This is a genomic window from Streptomyces sp. NPDC050636 (genome assembly GCF_040654775.1).
In the GTDB taxonomy this organism is placed as follows: domain Bacteria; phylum Actinomycetota; class Actinomycetes; order Streptomycetales; family Streptomycetaceae; genus Streptomyces.
In genome coordinates, this window is the sequence record NZ_JBFAIP010000002.1 from 54727 (window position 1) to 72940 (window position 18214).

13 protein-coding genes are annotated in these 18214 nt (G+C 70.7%); 5 read left to right on the plus strand and 8 right to left on the minus strand.

What is annotated here, in order from left to right:
* Positions 1–169: 169 nt before the first annotated feature.
* The 3 genes from AB0I10_RS02760 to AB0I10_RS02770 all read left to right on the plus strand — a co-directional run bounded on the left by AB0I10_RS02760 (position 170) and on the right by AB0I10_RS02770 (position 6207).
* Positions 170–2743, plus strand: a complete 2574-nt coding sequence (locus AB0I10_RS02760; protein WP_363150469.1) for an MFS transporter — start codon at positions 170–172, stop codon at positions 2741–2743.
* Positions 2744–2907: 164 nt separating this feature from the next.
* Positions 2908–5343, plus strand: coding sequence for a SpoIIE family protein phosphatase (locus tag AB0I10_RS02765; RefSeq protein ID WP_363150820.1), 2436 nt, complete (start codon positions 2908–2910; stop codon positions 5341–5343).
* A 141-nt stretch (positions 5344–5484) separates the two neighbouring features.
* Entirely contained in the window at positions 5485–6207 is a 723-nt protein-coding gene (locus AB0I10_RS02770) for a class I SAM-dependent methyltransferase (protein ID WP_363150470.1), read from the plus strand.
* 181 nt (positions 6208–6388) lie between these two features.
* Here the strand turns inward: AB0I10_RS02770 and AB0I10_RS02775 are convergent, their stop codons facing one another.
* Positions 6389–7390 (minus strand): cation diffusion facilitator family transporter, encoded by a 1002-nt coding sequence (locus AB0I10_RS02775; protein WP_363150821.1) that lies wholly within the window; start codon positions 7388–7390, stop codon positions 6389–6391.
* A 183-nt stretch (positions 7391–7573) separates the two neighbouring features.
* Here AB0I10_RS02775 and AB0I10_RS02780 point away from each other — a divergent pair, with 183 nt between their 5' ends.
* A complete protein-coding gene (locus tag AB0I10_RS02780; RefSeq protein WP_363150471.1) occupies positions 7574–7930 on the plus strand; it encodes a metalloregulator ArsR/SmtB family transcription factor in 357 nt (118 codons plus the stop codon).
* Between the two features lie 33 nt (positions 7931–7963).
* Here AB0I10_RS02780 and AB0I10_RS02785 read toward each other — a convergent pair whose 3' ends face one another.
* Entirely contained in the window at positions 7964–9256 is a 1293-nt protein-coding gene (locus tag AB0I10_RS02785) for an alpha/beta family hydrolase (RefSeq protein WP_363150472.1), read from the minus strand.
* Between the two features lie 164 nt (positions 9257–9420).
* Between AB0I10_RS02785 and AB0I10_RS02790 the strand changes: the two genes are divergently transcribed.
* Positions 9421–10245, plus strand: a complete 825-nt coding sequence (locus tag AB0I10_RS02790) for an HAD-IIA family hydrolase (RefSeq protein WP_363150473.1) — start codon at positions 9421–9423, stop codon at positions 10243–10245.
* Between the two features lie 14 nt (positions 10246–10259).
* On the opposite strand, the gene AB0I10_RS02795 is transcribed toward AB0I10_RS02790, so the two are convergent.
* From AB0I10_RS02795 to AB0I10_RS02820, 6 genes are all read right to left on the minus strand, one after another.
* A complete protein-coding gene (locus tag AB0I10_RS02795) occupies positions 10260–10838 on the minus strand; it encodes a histone deacetylase (RefSeq protein WP_363150822.1) in 579 nt (192 codons plus the stop codon).
* Positions 10839–11139: 301 nt separating this feature from the next.
* Positions 11140–12024 carry a carbohydrate ABC transporter permease gene (locus tag AB0I10_RS02800; protein ID WP_363150474.1) on the minus strand — a complete coding sequence of 295 codons (885 nt, stop codon included), beginning with the start codon at positions 12022–12024 and terminating at the stop codon, positions 11140–11142.
* Complete coding sequence (locus AB0I10_RS02805; protein ID WP_363150824.1) at positions 12024–13340, minus strand: ABC transporter permease subunit; 1317 nt, start codon at positions 13338–13340, stop codon at positions 12024–12026. The genes AB0I10_RS02800 and AB0I10_RS02805 overlap by 1 nt, the downstream gene beginning before the upstream one ends.
* A gap of 144 nt (positions 13341–13484) precedes the next feature.
* The gene (locus AB0I10_RS02810) at positions 13485–14819 is read right to left on the minus strand and encodes an ABC transporter substrate-binding protein (RefSeq protein ID WP_363150475.1); all 1335 of its coding nucleotides are present in this window, start codon (positions 14817–14819) and stop codon (positions 13485–13487) included.
* Between the two features lie 23 nt (positions 14820–14842).
* Complete coding sequence (locus AB0I10_RS02815; protein ID WP_363150476.1) at positions 14843–16654, minus strand: glycoside hydrolase family 13 protein; 1812 nt, start codon at positions 16652–16654, stop codon at positions 14843–14845.
* 221 nt (positions 16655–16875) lie between these two features.
* On the minus strand, positions 16876–18147 hold the full coding sequence (locus tag AB0I10_RS02820) for an ABC transporter substrate-binding protein (protein WP_363150477.1): 1272 nt from the start codon (positions 18145–18147) through the stop codon (positions 16876–16878).
* Positions 18148–18214 lie beyond the last annotated feature (67 nt).

Genomic DNA, 18214 nt, shown 5'->3' on the forward strand with positions numbered 1-18214 from the left:
GCCGGGCGGCCGTGGCGCGGAAACCCCTGATGGGCGCCCAATAGGCACCCCGGGCAACGTACTTGACGTCAGTTCCCGCCCCGCACGCTCGATTCGTCCCGCTTGATCGCTGTTGTCGCCCGATGCGAGAAATGGGCGCCGACAGCAGGCGTGATGAGGGGAGCAGTACGTGGGCGGGACCACCCTGAGCAAGCGGGGCGAGGGGCCCGGGTCGTCCGCCCGTGGCCCGGTGCCCGATACGGATGCCTGGCAGGACCCGGGCGCCGACGGCGCGGGCGGTGCCGCGCACATCTCCCTCGGTCCGGGCCGCGTCCGTACGGTCTTCGCCGGCCTGCTGCTGACGTTGCTGCTCGCGGCCCTCGACCAGACCGTCCTCGCCACCGCACTCCCGGAGATCGCCGGTGAGCTGCACGGGACGGACACCATGTCCTGGCCGGTGACCTGCTACCTGCTGGCCTCGGCCGTCGGCCTGCCGCTCTTCGGCAAGCTCGGCGACCTCTTCGGCCGCAAGGCCGCCTTCCTGTGCGCGGTCCTGGTCTTCCTCGCCGGCTCGGCGCTCACCGGCTGGTCGCGCTCCATGGACGAACTGATCATCTTCCGCGCCGTCCAGGGCGCCGGCGCCGGCGGCATCCTGATCGGCGCCCAGGCGATCATCGCCGGCATCGTGCCGCCAAGGGCCCGCGGCCGCTGCATGGGCCCGATCGGCGCCGCCTTCGGACTCGCCCTCGCGGCCGGGCCGTTGGCCGGCGGCCTCTGCGCCGAACACGCCTCCTGGCGCTGGTGCCTCTACCTCAACATTCCGTTCGGCCTCCTGACGCTCATCCTCATCGCGTTCGCCCTCAGACTGCCCAAGCCCGTCGACCTCCCCAGGCTGGACATCGTCGGCGCGCTGCTGCTCGTCCCCTTCGCCACCTGCCTGGTGCTGCTGACCAGTTGGGGCGGCACGAGGTACGCCTGGGACTCGCGGGTCATCCTCGGGCTCGGCGCCGGGGCGCTCGGCACGGCCCTGCTGTTCCTCGCCGTCGAGTACTTCGTCTCCGAACCGCTGCTCCCGCTCCGGCTGTTCCGTGCCGCGGTCTTCAACGTCACCGGCCTCGTCGGCGCCGCCGTCGGCCTCGCGCTCTTCGGTGCCGCCAGCTATCTGCCGGCCTTCCCGCAGATGGCCGGCAGTACCACGGCCGTCGAGTCCGGACTGCTGATGCTGCCCATGATGGTCGGCCTGGTGATCGCGTCGACCGTCTCCGGCCGGCTCATCAGCCGCACCGGCCACTACCGGGTCTTCCCGATCCTCGGCTGCGCGGTGGCCGGAGAGGGGATGTGGCTGCTGTCCCGGATGTCGGAGGACACCTCCCGCGAGGTCTACAGCCTCTGGACGGGCATCCTCGGCCTAGGCATCGGCTTCGTCCTGCCGGTGCTGGTGCTCGCCGTGCAGAACTCCGTACGCCGTGCCGGCCTGGCCGCCGCCACCGCCCACAGCTGCTTCCGGCAGATCGGCGGCATCGTCGGCGCGGTCCTCTTCTGCGCCTTCTTCGCCGACCGGCTCGCCGGCCAGTTCGTGCCCGGACAGCACGGGTCCGGGCGGCAGCCGGACCCGGAGTCGATCACTCCGCAGCTGGTGCGCGCGCTGCCCGCCACGCTGCGCGACAACTACGTCACCGCGCAACTGCTCAGCATGCCGCGGCTCTTCCTCTACCTGGTGCCGGTGCTCGTCCTGGGCTTCCTGTTCGCCATCTTCCTGAAAGAGAACCCCCTGGTGTCCCACGCCTCTCACACTTCGCAGGCCCCCCAGACCCCGCATACGCCGTACGGCGATCCCGAGAGCCCCGCCACCGTGCCACCGGCACGTTCCGCCGCCTCCGCCGAACCGGCCGCCGCGTCCGCCGCCGCGTACGGACCCGCCCCGAACTCCTATGGTTCCGCAGCCACTTACTCCCGCCCCTACGCCGCCGCCGGTCAGCCCCCGGCCGCCGCCGGCACCCCCGTGTGCGGCACCGTCCAGCACCACGACGGCACCATCGTCCCGCGCGCCGCGCTCACCCTCATCGATGTCGCCGGCCGGCAGATCGGCCGCGGTGCCACCGGCGAGGACGGGCGGTACGCGCTGAGCACGCCGGGCGCCGGCGCGTATGTGCTGATCGCGTCCGCGGGCGGCCACCAGCCGCAGGCGGTCAGCGTCACCGTCGGCGAGCGGCCGGTCGAACTGGATGTGGTGCTCGGCGGCGCCGGCCGCCTCGCGGGCACCGTCACCACCGCTGACGGCACGCCCGTACGCGACGCCATGGTCACCCTCACCGACGTACGCGGCGACGTGGTCGCGACCACCCGCAGCGGGCGCGAAGGCGGCTATGTCATCGGGGACTTGGTGGCCGGCGAGTACACCCTCGCCTCCAGCGCCCCGGCCTTCCGGCCCACCGCCCTGCCGGTGACCGTCCAGGCGTCCCGCGAGACCCGGCAGGACGTCGAACTGGCCGGCGGCGCAGTACTGCGCGGGACCGTACGGGCCGGCGGCGGCCGCCCCGTCGAGGACGCCCGGGTCACGCTCCTGGACGCGGCCGGCAATGTCGTCGACACCGCGACAACCGGACCCGACGGCCTGTTCCGCTTCGTGGACCTCTCGGCAGGCGAGTACACCGTGATCGCCGCCGGATACCCGCCGGTTGCCACCGTCCTCCAGGTGGCGGGCGGCGGGCGCACCGAACGCGACCTCCAGTTGGGGCACGAGGACCGGCCGGGCAGGTCCTGAGTCCCCTTTGGCCGGAGGTGGTACGTGAAAGCGCCCGCGTACCACCTGTTCGTGGAATGCCGCCCACCGCATCGTTCGGCAGCCGTACCGTGGTTGTGGTGGTGCAAGATCGGAGTACGAAGGAGCAACCGCCCGTGGAGTGTGGCCAGTCGCACGGCGACGACATGGTTGGTGCGTCATCCCGCGTGCCCGCGCCACGGGACTCCGTCCCCGGGCGGATTCCGCTTGCCGTCGTCGTGGTGGGCGAGAGCGGGCGGATCTCCCACTGGAGCAGCGGCGCGTGCAGGCTCTTCGGACCCACCCGCGAAGAAGCCGTGGGCGCCTGTGCCGTCGATCTGCTGCCGGTCACCGGCGCGCTGGGCGCCAAGGAGTGGGACGCGCGCAAGGACGGCCAGGAGTGCCACGGCCCCGCTCTCGAAGCGTCGTTGGGCGGTGCCACGCCCTATCCCACGGCGGGCCGGGCCCGGATGGCGGGCGCCGGGGGCGCCGCGGTGGCCGTGCTGTGGTGGGCGTACCCGCTCGTCGGGCCGCCCGGCGCGGAGCGGCTGCTCGTACTTGCCGCGGACGCCGCGCAGTTGCACGGCCCGACCGATGGCAACGGCGATGAGCAGGAGCGGTTCGTGCCCGCCTTCGCACTGCACACCGACTTTCCCGGCTCCGAGGACCTGGCCCGCCGGCTACCGGAGATCCTGCCGAGCATGAGCCCCCAGGAGAGCGCGCGGATCGTCTCCCAGGTACTGGAGCTGGGCTATCCGGTGCTGGAGATCAGCCAGCAGGAGCGCTTCCCCGTGACCCCGGACTGGGGTGTTCCGCGCCGTGTCGAGCGGCGTACCAGACTGCTGCGCGCGGCACGTGCCGTGGCCGACGATCCGCAGGCCGCCGCCGCGGCCACCGCCGAGCTGGAGTCGGACCTCGAATACGCCGCGGTCCGCGAGCGGCTGGAGTTCCTCAACGAAGTCAGCGGCCGGATCGGCTCCTCGCTGGACCTCGCACGCACGATCCAGGAGGTCAGCGAGGCCGTCGTACCCCGCTTCACCGACGTCGCCGGCACCTATCTGCGCGAACAGGTCATCGCGGGCGAGGGCTTCCCCGACGGGCCGCCGGACGCGATGACCATGTGGCACCGCGTCGCGGTCGAGCACAACGACGAGCCGGGGCGCTGGGACGACGTGGTCCCGGTCGGCGAGTCGATGGCGTTCCCCGTACAGACGCCGTTCTTTCAGTGCATGACGACGGGGCAGCCGGTCCTCGTACCGCGGATCAGCGACGAGATGGGCAACGCCATCGCGGCGCAGTTCGAGAAGCGCGACATCAGCCCGCTGATCAACCGGCGGTCGCTGCTGGTCGTCCCGCTCAAGGCGCGCCATGTCGTGCTCGGTTTCATGATCCTGCTGCGCCATCCGGAGCGTACGGAATTCAACGACATGGACCGGGTGACGGGCGCCGAACTCGCCGCCCGCGCCGGGCTCGTGCTCGACAACGCCCGGATGTACACCTTCCAGGAGAACGTTGCCGAGACGCTCCAGGACAGCATGCTGCCGCAGATCGCCCCGCGGATGGCCGGCTGCGACACCGCCACCCGCTATCTGCCGGGCACCCGCCTCGGCCGGGTCGGCGGCGACTGGTTCGACACCATCAAGCTGCCCGGGTCCAGGACCGCCCTGGTGGTGGGCGATGTGATGGGCCACGGGCTGAACTCCGCAGCGATGATGGGTCAGTTGCGGACCGCCGTACAGACCATGGCCGCGATGGACATGCCGCCCGTGCAACTGCTGCGCAGCCTGGACGACCTGGCCCAGCGGCTGGGCGACAACTACCTCGCCACCTGCCTGTACGCGGTCTACGACCCGATCGGGCAGCGGCTCACGATCGCCAACGCCGGGCATATCCCGCCCGTCCTGGTGCGCGCCGTGGACGGCCGCAGCGAACTCCTCCGGCTCCCGACGGGCGCGCCGATCGGCGTCGGCGGGGTGCCCTTCGAGGCCATGACGGTACCGGTCGAGCCCGGTGACCGCCTCGTCCTGTGTACGGACGGCCTGGTGGAGGTGCGCGGCAAGGACATCGGGGTGGGGCTGGCGGCGCTCGCCGAGTCTGCCGCGCATCCCGCCGCTTCCATGGACGACGCTTGCGACGCGATCATCCGGGCGCTGAACGTGACCGACGACCGCAAGGACGATGTGGCGCTGCTGATGGCGCGGCTCAACGGCATCCCACCGGACGCCGTCGCCGAATGGCGCCTCGCCATCGACCCCCAGGAAGTGAGCCGGGCCAGATATTTGACGCAATGTCAGCTCACTCATTGGGGGCTGTACTCGTCGGTCGAGACGGCGCAGCAGATGGTCAGCGAGGTCGTCACCAACGCCGTACAGCATGCACACACCCGGCATGTGGAGCTGCGGCTGGTACACGCCGATGCCCTGCTGTGCGAGGTCTCGGACGACGACCACGCATTGCCGCAGCTGCTGAGCGCGGGGCCCGACGATGAATTCGGGCGCGGGCTGCGGGTGGTGAGCCGGCTGGCCCGGGAGTGGGGGACGAGCCGGACGTCCACCGGAAAGACGGTCTGGTTCGAGCAGTCGCTGCCGCGTGCCAGGCGGTAGTTCGCGGACTTCCCTGGACGTACGGGGGAATGCGCGGGGGTGCGCGCAGGGTACGCGAGGTTCGAACACCATGGGGTACGTCATGTGAAAGAACGGTTGGCGCCCTTGCCGGGCGATCACCCGCGGGCGTAGCAATGGGCCATGAGTGCTTCGAGCCACTGTCTACAGGCATGGGAAGGCTTCTGGCGCGATGCGCCGGCCGGCGAGGGCGAGGTCTTCTGGGACTCCGATCCGTCCCTGACCGCACAGCTCCATCTGCCGTACTTCGAGGAGCACTTCGACGCCGCGCTGCCGGTCGTCGACCTGGGCTGCGGAAACGGCACCCAGACACGCTTCCTGGCCGGTCGCTACGCGCGCGCCCTCGGCATCGACCTCTCCGCGGCGGCGATCGAGCACGCCCTGGCCGACGACGAGAAGAGCGTGGCCGAATACCGTCAGCTGGATGCCGCCGACAGCGACGCGATGCACGACCTGCACGACGAACTGGGCGACGCCAACATCTATCTGCGCGGCGTGCTGCACCAGTGTGTTCCCGAGGACCGCGCGCGGATCGTGGCCAACATCGCCGGTCTTCTGGGCAGCCGCGGCCGGATCTTCGCGGTCGAGCCGGCCGAGTCGTCCAAAGAGGTCCTGATGTCCCTCGCGCAGCGCCCCGCCGGACCGCCCGCGAAGCTGCTCGCGGTCCTCTCGCACGGCATCGCGCCCGGTGAGATGGCCGATTCCGTGGTCCCCGGACTGCTCCGGGAGCACGGGCTGCGGGTGGCGGGGGAGGGGGAGCTGCCGCTGGCGACCACCGCATTCGGGGCGGACGGAGCGCGGATCGAGCTTCCGACGAACTGGGTGGTGGCAGGGGCTGGTGAGTGATCTGACGTGAGTGGACGAGAGCAGGTCTGGCCTGACCAGACCTGCCTGACCTGACGTGACCAGACCTGTCGGACCAGACCAGACCTGTTGGACCACCAGACCTATTGGACCACCAGACCTGTCTGACCAGGCCTGACCAGACCGGGCGCGTCCGGTGCGCGCTTCGTGCGGATGGGGGGTGTCAGGTCGCGCGGGCCGGGTGGCGGTGGTGGGCCAGCGTGGCATGCGGGTCCGGGCCGTCCGTACGGGGCGTGGGGTCGGGGTGGATCAGCGCGCCGGTCAGCCGCGGGACCGCGTGCAGCAGGGCGTGTTCGGCCTCGACGGCGACCTGGTGGGCGGAGAACAGCTCCAGGCCTCCGTCTATGACGACGGCGGCCTCGGCACGCAGCTGGTGACCGATCCACCGCATCCGCAGCTCGCCCACCTCCACCACGCCGGGCACCGCGCGCAGCGCGCTCTCGGCGGCGTCGACCAGGGCAGGGTCGACGGAGTCCATCAGCCGCCGGAAGACCTCCTTGGCCGCGCCGCCCAGCACCATCAGGATCGCGATGGTGATCAGCAGGCCGACGACCGGGTCCGCCAGGCCCCAGCCGAGCGCCGCCCCACCCGCGCCGAACAGCACGGCCAGCGAGGTGAAGCCGTCGGTACGGGCGTGCAGCCCGTCGGCGACCAGAGCGGCCGAACCGATCCTGCGGCCGGTGCGGATGCGGTAGCGGGCCACCCACTCGTTGCCGATGAAGCCGATCAGCGCGGCGGCGGCGACCGCGGGCAGATGGGTGATCTCGCGCGGATTCAGCAGCCGGTCGATCGCGGTGTATGCCGCGAGCGCGGCGGACGCGGTGATGGTGAGCACGATGACGATGCCCGCCAGGTCTTCGGCGCGGCCGAAACCGTAGGTGAACCGCCGGGTCGCGGCCCGCCTGCCGAGGAGGAACGCGACGCCCAGAGGGACGGCGGTCAGCGCGTCGGCACCGTTGTGGATGGTGTCGCCCAGCAGCGCCACCGAACCGGACAGCGCCACGACCATGGCCTGCAGCACGGTGGTGACACCCAGGACGGCGAGCGAGATCCACAGCGTGCGCATGCCCTCCGCCGAGGCTTCCATCGCCGGGTCGACCTTGTCGGACGCCTCGTGGCCGTGCGGGGTGATCACATGCGCGATCCGGTGCCTGAACCGCGGCAACCAGCCCGGCCCGTGATGGTGAGGATGGTGGTGGTGCCCGTGCGGCTCGTGGGCCGGGGTCTGCTCGCTCGTCTCGCTCACGGGAGCTCACGCCTTCCTGTTCAGGGGGCGACAGGGTGCGACAAGGGGGCGACACGGCCGGCCGACTGGACACCGGCCGACTCCTCTCACCATTATGTGCGTATGAGCGCACGCATGCACCTATCAGATGCGCACCGGTCGCAGGAGCGAGACGCGGGCGAACGGCTGACCGCGGCCGCGCAGGTCCTGGGACTGCTGGCCGACCGCACCCGGCTGGCCCTCTTGCAGCGCCTGGCCCAGAGCGAGGCGGACGTCACCACGCTCACCGATGCCTGTGGCGCGGCGCGGCCCTCCGTCAGCCAGCATCTGAGCCGGCTCCGTCTGGCCGGACTCGTCACCAGCCGAAAGGAGGGCCGCCGGGTGATCTACGCACTGCGGCACGGACATCTCCGCCGCTTGGTCGAGGAAGCGCTGAGCGTCGCCGACCACCAGCTCGGCCGTCTCCCGCCCCACGATTGACCGTCGTACGGCTGCCGGAACGGTGATCCGCAGCTACGCGGCCGGGGGCACCAAGTGCCGGCTGAACCAGTCCCGGGCGAGATCGGCAACCTCGTCCAGGGCCCCGGGTTCCTCGAAGAGGTGCGTGGCACCGGGGACGATCTCCAGCTGGTTCTCGCAGCGCAGCTGCGCCTGGGCCTGCTGGTTGAGATCGAGTACCAGCGTGTCGTCACCGCCCACGATCAGCAGCGTCGGTGCCCGTACGTCGGCGAGCCCCGGCCCGGCGAGATCCGGCCGCCCGCCGCGGGAGACCACGGCGCCGACGCGCGCGTCCGGGGAGGCGGCGGCCCGCAGTGCCGCGGCGGCTCCGGTGCTCGCCCCGAAATAGCCGATCGGCAAGGACACCCGGGCGCGCAGCCAGTCCGTGGCGTCCGCCAGCCGCTGGGCGAGGGTCGCGATGTCGAAGACGTTCGTCCGGTCGGCTTCCTCCACCGGTGTGAGCAGGTCGAAGAGCAGTGTGCCCAGGCCCGCCCGGTTCAGGGCTTCTGCCACCAGTCGGTTGCGCGGGCTGTGCCGGCTGCTGCCCGAGCCGTGCGCGAACATCACGACCGCCCCGGCGCCCTCGGGCAGGGCCAGATCCCCGGTCAGCGGCACGCCGCCCGCGTCCACGTCCACCTCGGCCTCGGTGACCCGCGCGGAGCGGTGCGGCGGGTCGGCCCTGGCCTGTGCCAGCAGGGAGACGACGTCCTCGTCCGGGGTCTGGGAGAAGTCCCGGTACCACTCGCCGACGGCGGAGAACCCGAGCGGCGTCGAGAGACACACCACGTCGTCCGCCTTGGTACGCAGCCAGTCCACCGCGTCCGGAGGGGCCACCGGTACGGCCAGCACCACGCGGGCCGCGCCCTGAGCCCGTACGACCTCGCACGCGGCCGCCGCCGTGGCACCGGTCGCGATGCCGTCGTCCACCACGATCGCCGTCCGTCCGTCGAGCGCCAGCCGCGGCCGGTCGCCGCGGAACCGCCGGGCCTGCCGAGCGAGTTCCACCTCCTCGGAGTGCTCGACGGTTGCCACGTCCTTCTGGCTGACCCGGCCGCGCCGGACGATATCGTCGCTGATCACCCGCACCCCGCCCTCGCCGATGGCACCGAACCCCAGCTCACGGTGGTACGGGACGCCGAGCTTGCGGACCACGATCACATCGAGCGGGGCGCCGAGCGCCCGCGCCACCTGGAAAGCCACCGGAACCCCGCCGCGGGGCAGCCCCAGCACGACGGGATCTTCCCCCTTCAGATGCCGGAGCGCGTCGGCGAGACGGCGCCCCGCATCCATGCGATCAGTGAAGAGCACGTGCAGCACCCCCTACTCAGGGGAGACGGAGACCACGTCCACACCTACTTCGAAACAACCCCATTTGCGGTCATTTTGCAAGTGCTGCACCATGCGCATCACGGCCGCCGCGCGATCTGGCCACGGTCGGTCCTATGGAGCGCCTGGAGCATCTGGAGCGTCGTATGGAACGTCCTGCGGAACGCGTCGGAGCGGTCCTGATCGATATCGACGGCGTGCTCACGGTGTCCTGGAAGCCGCTGCCCGGCGCCGTCGAGGCCATGGAACGGCTGCGCGCCAAGGGGCTTCCCCTGCTGCTGGTCACGAACACCACCTCACGGACCCGCGCCTCGATCGCCGCGAGACTGGCCGGGTCGGGCTTCCCCGTCGGCGTCGACGACATCCTCACCGCGCCCGCCGCCACCGCCGCGTACCTGCGCGAGCACTATCCGGGCGCGCGCTGTCTGCTGCTCAACACGGGTGAGGTCAGCGACGACCTGAGCGGCATCACGCTCGTCGACGAAGCGGAGGCGGACGGTGACGCCGCCGGACCGGACGTGATCGTCTTCGGCGGTGCGGGCAGTGCCTTCACCTACCCGGCGCTCAACGCCGCCTTCCGTCATCTGCAACGCGGCGTCCCGCTGGTCGCCATGCACCGGAACCTGTACTGGCGTACCGCGGGCGGGCTCGATCTCGACACCGGGGCCTTCCTCCTGGGGCTGGAACGGGCCGCCCGGGTCGAGGCGGAGATCACTGGCAAACCCGCCGAGGCGTTCTTCGCCACCGCCCTGGCGCACCTTGCCGCCGACCCGTCCGAAACGCTGATGGTGGGCGACGACATCGAGTCCGATGTGCTGGCGGCCCAGCGCAGCGGCATCACCGGCGTACTCGTCAAGACCGGCAAGTACCTTCCCGAGGCGCTGGAGGCGGCCGGCGGCGCCCCGGACCATGTCCTCGATTCATTCGCCGACCTCCCCGCCCTCCTGGAGCGAGCAGGGGGAGAGCGCTGACCGGATGCGGCCGGTCAGTCGGTGAGCAGCCCCGCGATCTCCGCGGCCGTCCAATGCCCCGCCGCCCCCGGGCAGCCGGCCAGATATTCGGCGGCCCGCAGCGCGCTCCACCCATGTGCCGCGACGATGCCCGCCAAGAGGTGCCGCAGATAGACCGCGGCGGGCGGGTTCACCGCGACGTCTTCCCTGCGCCACGGGGCGGTGAAGGTCAGTACCGGGTAACCGTCCCGTTCCCCGGCGCACACCAGCATCTCGTACCGCCCCGGCCCCATCCGCGCCCGCCCGCGCGCGAGCACCTCCGTCAGATCGAGATCCTGTCCGGGCTCCCGGTACATCTCCTGGGCCGCGATGTCAGAGAACTGATCCACCGTCACGAGATGGGCGCGGGCGGGGAGTTCGCCCTCGCCGTCGGGGTCGTAGAACGCCGAGCCGCCGGTCCACACCCGCGATTCGGTGGCGAAGTACATCAGCCCCGGCAGCATGGCCGGCACCGAGCGCGCGGGCCGGCGGGAGTCCCGGCATCCGCGATACACCCGCCGGCCACCCGGCGGACGGCCGCCGGCGAGGTAGTAGTCCAGCCGGTCGAGATGCATGTTGGAGCCGTACGCCCCATACCAGACGAGACGCCGGGGTCTGATCACGTGTGCTCCTCATCCACCAGGGCAGTCGTCATAAGGGGCGCGTCAGCCATGAGCCATAGCGTTCCATGAGTGCCCCCGCGTCGCGCGGACGTCACGGTGACCTGGACCCGCCACGCCGCTGGCCCCCGGACGCTTCGACCACTGGAGCGACCGGAAGGTGCGGGAGACCGCACTGGGTCACTACCGCGGGATCCACGATGCCCACTGACGGGCCGGCGGCGGCACCGGACCTGCTCCGGCGCCGCCGGCCGGATCACTTCACCGATCCCGCCATGACGCCTTGGACGAAGTGCCGTTGGAACGCGAAGAACACGATCAGCGGCACGATCAGGGACAGAAAGGCGCCGGGCGCCAGCACACCGATATTGCTGCCGAACTGCCGCATCTGCGACTGGAGGGCCACCGTCAGCGGCTGTGATGTGTTGTCGGCGAAGAGCAGCGCCACGAGCATGTCGTTCCACACCCACAGGAACTGGAAGATGGCGAGGCTGGCGATCGCCGGCCGGCCCAGCGGCAGGACGAGCTGGGAGAAGATCCGCCACTCCCCGCCGCCGTCCATGCGCGCGGCCTCCAGCATCTCCTTGGGGATCTCCGCGAAGTAGTTGCGGAGGAGGAAGATGGCGAACGGCAGTCCATAGGCGGTGTGGAAGAGCACCACGCCGGGGATGGAGCCGAACAGCCCGAGCGCGCCGAACAGTTTGGCCACCGGCAGCAGTCCGATCTGGACCGGCACCACCAGCATCGCGACGACCAGCAGGAAGATCCAGTCCCGTCCGGGGAACTCCAGCCAGGCGAAGGCGTATCCGGCCAGGGCGGCGATCACCACGACGGCGATGGTGGTGGGCACGGAGATCAGCACCGTGTTCCAGAACGCCTGGGTGATGCCGGAATCCTTGAGCAGTGCCGTGTAGTTGTCGAACGAGAGCTGGCTGGGGGCGGTGAGCGCCTGCCACCAGCCGCTGCTCGAATTCGCCTCCTCCGTACGGAGCGAGGAGAGGAAGAGGCCGGCGGCCGGGGTGAGCCAGACAAGGCCGACGATGAGCAGGAACGCCTGGATCACGCTGCGGCTGAGCCGCTTCGCCGGCCGTACCTTCGCCCGCCTCCGGGAAACGGTTGCCCCCTGAATGGTGGTGGTCATTACTGGCTCCTGCGGAAACGTCGGATGTTGAAGACCATGGCCGGGACCACCAGGAGCAGCAGCAGGACACCGAGCGCGCTGCCCAGCCCCTGGTTGTTGCCACCGCCGAAGGAGACCAGCCACATCTGCAGAGCCAGCACATTGGCGTCCTGCTGCACGGGGCCGGGGGCGATGATGTAGACGAGGTCGAAGACCTTCATCACGTTGATCACCATGGTCACGAACACGACGCCCAGGACAGGGCCGAGCAGCGGCACGGTGATCCTGCGGAAGACCTGCCACTCGTTCGCGCCGTCCATCCGGGCCGCCTCCAGGACGTCCCGCGGCATCGCGGAGAGTCCCGCGCCGATGAGGACGAGGGCGAAGCCGGTCCAGATCCACATGTACGCGCCGATGATGACGGGGGTGATGAGCGCCGGGCCGAGCCAGGAAATGCCCTCGTACGGCGGGGCGAAGTCCTCCGCGGGAAGCTGGACGGCGTAGGACCCGGCGGGCAGACCGGTCAGGCGGTACGAACCGTCCGGTCCGGTGGTGGCCTTGGCCGCCACCTTGCCGCGCGCGTCGACCGCCTCGACGGTGAGCTTCGGCAGCCCGCGTTCCGTACGGTCCACCACGCCGGGCTTGCCGCCCCCACCAGGAGTGAAGTCGATGTAGACCACGCCGCGCAGTTCACCGTCGGCGACCGCGGACTTGGCGGCCTCGGCGGCCTTCGCGGCGGGCTTCGCCTCCTTGGGCATGTCCTTGGGCGCGACGCCGACCAGGCCGAGGTTGACGATGTTGCCCGGTCCGGTCAGGTCGGCCGTGCGGTAGCCGCCGTCCTTGCCCTTGGCCAGCTGCTTGTCGCCAATGCGGGACTTGGCGTTCGGGTAGGAGGTGGTGTCCCCCTCGAAGTTGTCGTGAATCCCGACGGTGACGGCATTGAGCACGCCGCGCTGCGGATCCTGCTCGTAGGCGAGGCGGAAGATGATGCCGGCGGCGAGGAAGGAGATCGCCATGGGCATGAACATCAGCAGCTTGAACGCCGTCTTCCAGCGGATCTTCTCCGTCAGCACGGCGAGGACCAGACCGAGTCCGGTCAGCAGCGCGGGCGCGAAGACGACCCAGACGGCGCTGTTCCGGATGGCCCGGAGCGTCGCCGGGTCCTGGAACATCTCGGTGTAATTGCCGGCGCCGACAAAGGTGTCGCCCGAGGCGTCGTACAGGCTGCGGATGACCGAGAACCCGATGGGATACGCGACCAGGGCGCCCAGCAGCAACAGCGCGGGGAACAGGAATACCGCGGTGACGAGGCGGCGGCGCCGGACGGCGCGGCGCATGGGAGCGCCGGGCCGTCCGGGGTTGCCGGGATTGCCGGGCGGCGGGGCGGTCGGGGGGCCGCCCGTCTTGGCGGGCGGCGCCTCAGAAGTGGTGACAGGCATGGATCGGGCCTCTTGGTGTGGGCGGTGGGGAAAGAAAGGTGCTTAGTTCCGGAACGCCTTGGCCGCGGCGGCCTCAAGCTTGGTCGCCGTGCCTTCGGGGTCGGAGGGGTCGCGCAGGAAGTCCTGCAGCAGCTTCCATTCGCCGGCGCCCTGGGTGCCGCCGAAGGCCGCGGGGGCCTGGTCGGACATGTCGAACCGCACGGAGTTCCCGGCGTCCGTCAGCGACTGGGCCGCGCCCTTGGTGATCTCGTCGTGGTACGCGCCCGCGGGCACGTTCTTGTTGGGCGAGATGAACCCGCCGGCCTTGGCCCAGATGGCGGCCGCCTCGGGCGTGGACAGGTACTTGACCAGCTCCATCGCGGCCTTCTTGTTCTTGCCCGACTTGAGCACCACGGCCGCGTCACCGCCGCTGACCACCGGCGCCTTGCCGCCGCCGACCGCCGGGAAGGGGAAGAACTTGGCGTCCGTGCCGACCTCCTTGTGGAGCTCATCGGTGACCAGGGAGCTGACGAAGTCCCCCTCGTAGACCATGGCCGCCTTCGGGTCCGGGCCGAAGACCTGCTGGACGGACTCGGGGAAGTCGGTGCGCAGCGCGCCCGCGCCGCCACCGGACACCAGGTTCTTGTCGCCGAACAGCTCGCCGAGCGTGGTCAGCGCCTTGACGACGGTGGGGTGCGTCCACGGGATCTTGTGGGCGGCGAGCTTGTCGTAGTTCTCCTGTCCCGCCTGGGAGAGGTAGATGTTCTCGAACCAGTCGGTGAGCGGCCAGCCGGCCTCGCCCGCGACGGAGAACGCCGGTACGCCCGATTCGGAGAGCGTGCGGCCCGACGTGAGCATTTCCTTGTACGTCTTCGCGGGCTTGACGCCGGCCTGGTCGAAAGCCTCCGGGCTGTACCAGACCGTCGACTTGTGGGAGGCCTTGAAGTACAGGCCGTAGTAGGTGTTGCCGACCGTGCCGTAGTCCTTCCACACCTGCGCGAAGTTGGCCTTCGCGTTGGTGCCGATCTCCGCCGAGAGGGGCGCGAGCCAGCCCTTCTTGGCGAACTGCTGGAGCACGCCGACCTGAGGGACCATCACCACATCGGGGGCGGTGCCGCCTTCGATCTGGCTGCCGATGACGGTCGAGACGTTGTCACCGGTGGAGGAGAAGGTGATCCGCGCACCGGTCTTCTCGGAGAACGCGTCCAGGACCTTCTTGAAGTTCTGCTGTTCCACGCCGGTCCAGACGCCGGCGACGGTCAGGGACTGGCCGTTGAGCTCCTGCTTGCCACCCCCGGCGGAGACTCCGCCGCCGCATGCGGTCGCGGTGAGCGCCAGGCCGAGCACGGCCGCGCCGGATATGGCGATTCTGGTGTGTCGTACTGCGGTGTGTCTCATGGCGGGATTCCCTTCGGTGGGGCTTATCGGATGTCTTGGCCGGGGTCGGGAGCGTGCATCCACCAGGCGGCGGTGGAGCCGGGGAGCGTTCCGGCCGGGCAGTCGCCGCTCGCGAGCAGCGGGATGCCGGGTACGGGGGCGGGTACCGGGTCGGTGCCGAAGTTGACGGCGCAGACCAGGCCGTCGCCGCGGACGAAGGACAGCACCTGGGGCGGGGACTCCAGCCAGCGCAGCGTGCCCTCGCCGAGCTGCGGAAGGCTGCGGCGCAGGTGCAGCCCTTCGCGGTACAGGTGCCAGAACGACCGGGTGTCGGCCAGCGCCCGGTCCGTGGCGTGTTCGGCGAACCATTCGGGCTGGGGCAGCCAGGGCCGCGCCGCGTCGGTCCCGGCGGTGAAGCCGAACGGGGAGGCGTGCCCGGACCAGGGCAGCGGCACCCGGCAGCCGTCACGGATGTGCTGCCGGCTGCCCGTGCGGTGGAAGATCGGGTCGGTGAGGACCTCGTCCGGCAGGTCGACGACCTCGGGCAGACCCAGTTCCTCGCCCTGGTAGACGTATGCGGCGCCGGGGAGCGCCAGCATCAGCAGGGCGGCGGCGCGGGCGCGCGCCGGGCCCAGCCCTCCCGCCGACTCCGTCCGGGAGGTGCCCTCGGCCTGGCCGCTCGGCTCGGCCGCGTACCGGGTGACGGTCCTGACCTGGTCGTGGTTGTTGAGCACCCAGGTGACGGTGGAGCCGGTGCCCGCGATGTCGGTCAGCGCCTCGGAGATGACCTTGCGGAAGGTGCCGATGTCCCAGCGGGCGGTCAGCAGGTGGAAGAAGAACGCCTGGTGCAGCTCGTCGGGCCGGACGTAGGCGGCCTGCTCGCTCGGTGTCCGTACCGAGACCTCGCCGACCAGCAGCCGGTCATGGCCGTCCCGGGCCGTGTACTCCTCGCACAGGGCGCGCCAGTCGCGCCACACCTGGTGCACCTCGGGCTGGTTCCAGGCCAGCGGGTTGACCGAGTCGCGGGTCCGCTCGTCGGCCGACGGGTCGGGGGAGTCGGGGAGTTCGGGGTGCTTGAACAGGCCCGCGGCGACGTCGATACGGAAGCCGTCGACGCCGCGGTCCAGCCAGAAGCGCAGCACCTTGTCGAAGTCGGCGCTCACAGCGGGGTTGCGCCAGTTCAGGTCGGGCTGCTCGGGCGTGAACATGTGCAGGTACCACTGGCCGTCGGTGCCGTCCGCTTCCTTGATCCGGGACCAGGCGGGGCCGCCGAACATGGCGCGCCAGTTGTTGGGCGGCAGTTCACCGTTCGGCCCGCGGCCGTCGGCGAAGTGGAACAGCTCCCGCGACGGTCCGCCCGGTGTGTCCTCCAGGGCGGCGCGGAACCATGGGTGCTCGCTGGAGCAGTGGTTGGGCACGATGTCGAGGAGCACCTTCAGGCCCAGCCGGTGTGCGTCGGCCACCAGGCGGTCGAATTCGGCGAGGTCGCCGTAGACGGGGTCCACGTTCCGGTAGTCCGCGACGTCATAGCCGTGGTCGTGCTGCGGGGACGGGTAGAAGGGGCTGAGCCAGATGCCGTCCACGCCGAGCTTGCGGAGGTACGGGAGTCCGGTGCGGACTCCGGCCAGATCGCCGATGCCGTCGCCGGTGCTGTCCAGGAAGCTGCGGACGTACACCTGGTAGATGACCGCGTCACGCCACCAGCGCTGTGCAGTGCTGGTGGCGGGGGAGGAAACCGGGACGGGCGGGTGGGAGGAGACCGGGACGGGAGGGTGGGAGGAGACCGGGACGGGAGGGTGGGAGGAGAGGGGCGTGAGGTCGGCCGACTGGCCGTCTCCTGCGGTGGCGATGAGCATCTGCCGTGATCCCGTTCTTACATGGGCATGCCGTGCGGCCTGCGGGTCGCTGTTATGCATGCATGTTAAGTAGGTGTGTCTTTCGGGTGTCAACGGAAAGGCCAAAAGTGGTCGCAGGATGCCCGGATTTGCGTGGTATTGCGAAGCACTTCAAGGCTCAGCTGTACCTAACAGGTAAGTAGAGCGCACTGAAGTGGAGTGGAGCGGACGGCTCCGGTCGGTCAGCCGCGGCCGACGATGGCCCGGAGCTCTCGCGTCAGGCGTGCGACGGTCTCGTCCGTGCTCCGCCCATGGGTGAGCGCGTCATGCATGACGGCCTGGATCGCCAGGCTCACCTGGTCGTACTGCGGGCTCTTGAGGCGGGGCCTGGCGGTCAGCAGGCTCCGCTTCAGCGTCGGGAGGTACGGGAACCGCCGCACCAGCTGCGGCTCCGTGTACAGGTCCGCCCACACCGGCGGCAGGGCCCCCTTGGTGAGCACCTGGCGCTGGACCGGCTTGCTCGTCAGGTAGGAGATCAGCTCGGCGGCCGACTTCCGGTGCCGCGAGTGTGTGTTGACCGCCAGATTGGAGCCGCCGAGCGCGCTGGAACCCGGTCCGTCGGGGCCCGGCAGCGGCACCGCGCCGAACTTTCCCGCCACCTTTGAAGATGGAGCATTGGCCAGCGTGTACGCGTACGGCCAGTTCCGGAGGAACAGCAGCTTGCCGTCCTCGAAGGCTCTGCGGGACTCCTCCTCCTTGAAGGTCAGCGCCCGCTTCGGGATCCACCCCTCACGCACGCCGTCGAGGAGGAACGACAGGCCCCGGCGTGCCGCGGCAGAGTTCACCGTGACGCGCGTGCCCTCGCCCGCGAGTACCGAGCCGCCCGCCGACTGGACGGCCTCGCCGACGTTGGCGGTCAGTCCCTCGTACGGCAGGAGCTGGCCCGCGTAGCCGTCCAGCCCGTACTCGGGCGCGACCGTCTTCGCCAGCCGCTTCAGTTCGGCCCAGGTGCGCGGCGGTCGCGCACCCTCGCGGTCGAGGATGTCCTTGCGGTAGTAGAGAAGTCCGGCATTTGTGACATAGGGGACCGCGTAGAGGCGTCCCCGGAAGGTGGCGGTGTCCACCACGGGAGGCAGGAAGCGATCCAGCGGGAACTGCGTGCCGTCCACCGGGGTGATCCACCCCGCGGCCGCGAACTCCGACGTCCACGCCACATCGATGTTCAGTACATCGAAGCGGTCACTGCCGGAGCGCAGCTCGGTCACCATCTGGGCGCGCACCTCGTCGGCGGCGTCCGGCAGCTCGACCAGCGTCACCTTCTCGCGCGGGTGCCGGTCGTTCCAGCCGTCCAGGACCCCGCGCAGATAGCCCGTGAGGTCGCCGCCCGTCACCAGGGTGATCGGGCCCCGTCCGTCCGCGTCGACGGCGGGCTCCCCGCCCTGCGCGCCCGCATGGCCCGCGAACAGCAGCGAGCAGACGAGCAGGAGTCTTCCCGCGGCACGCTTCCACCGCATGGCTCCTCCTCGTACGGCGTCGACCCTGACACTGGCCCGACGGCCGACCCCTGTATACCTGTTAGGC

What these genes read in the sequence shown, in the direction of transcription:
- AB0I10_RS02805 (WP_363150824.1), bottom strand. Translation starts at nt 13,340, where the DNA reads ATGCGCCGCGCCGTCCGGCGCCGCCGCCTCGTCACCGCGGTATTCCTG.
- AB0I10_RS02770 (WP_363150470.1), top strand. Translation starts at nt 5,485, where the DNA reads ATGAGTGCTTCGAGCCACTGTCTACAGGCATGGGAAGGCTTCTGGCGC.
- AB0I10_RS02800 (WP_363150474.1), bottom strand. Translation starts at nt 12,024, where the DNA reads ATGACCACCACCATTCAGGGGGCAACCGTTTCCCGGAGGCGGGCGAAG.
- AB0I10_RS02810 (WP_363150475.1), bottom strand. Translation starts at nt 14,819, where the DNA reads ATGAGACACACCGCAGTACGACACACCAGAATCGCCATATCCGGCGCG.
- AB0I10_RS02790 (WP_363150473.1), top strand. Translation starts at nt 9,421, where the DNA reads ATGGAACGTCCTGCGGAACGCGTCGGAGCGGTCCTGATCGATATCGAC.
- AB0I10_RS02795 (WP_363150822.1), bottom strand. Translation starts at nt 10,838, where the DNA reads ATGCATCTCGACCGGCTGGACTACTACCTCGCCGGCGGCCGTCCGCCG.
- AB0I10_RS02765 (WP_363150820.1), top strand. Translation starts at nt 2,908, where the DNA reads ATGGTTGGTGCGTCATCCCGCGTGCCCGCGCCACGGGACTCCGTCCCC.
- AB0I10_RS02820 (WP_363150477.1), bottom strand. Translation starts at nt 18,147, where the DNA reads ATGCGGTGGAAGCGTGCCGCGGGAAGACTCCTGCTCGTCTGCTCGCTG.
- AB0I10_RS02780 (WP_363150471.1), top strand. Translation starts at nt 7,574, where the DNA reads ATGAGCGCACGCATGCACCTATCAGATGCGCACCGGTCGCAGGAGCGA.
- AB0I10_RS02815 (WP_363150476.1), bottom strand. Translation starts at nt 16,654, where the DNA reads ATGCTCATCGCCACCGCAGGAGACGGCCAGTCGGCCGACCTCACGCCC.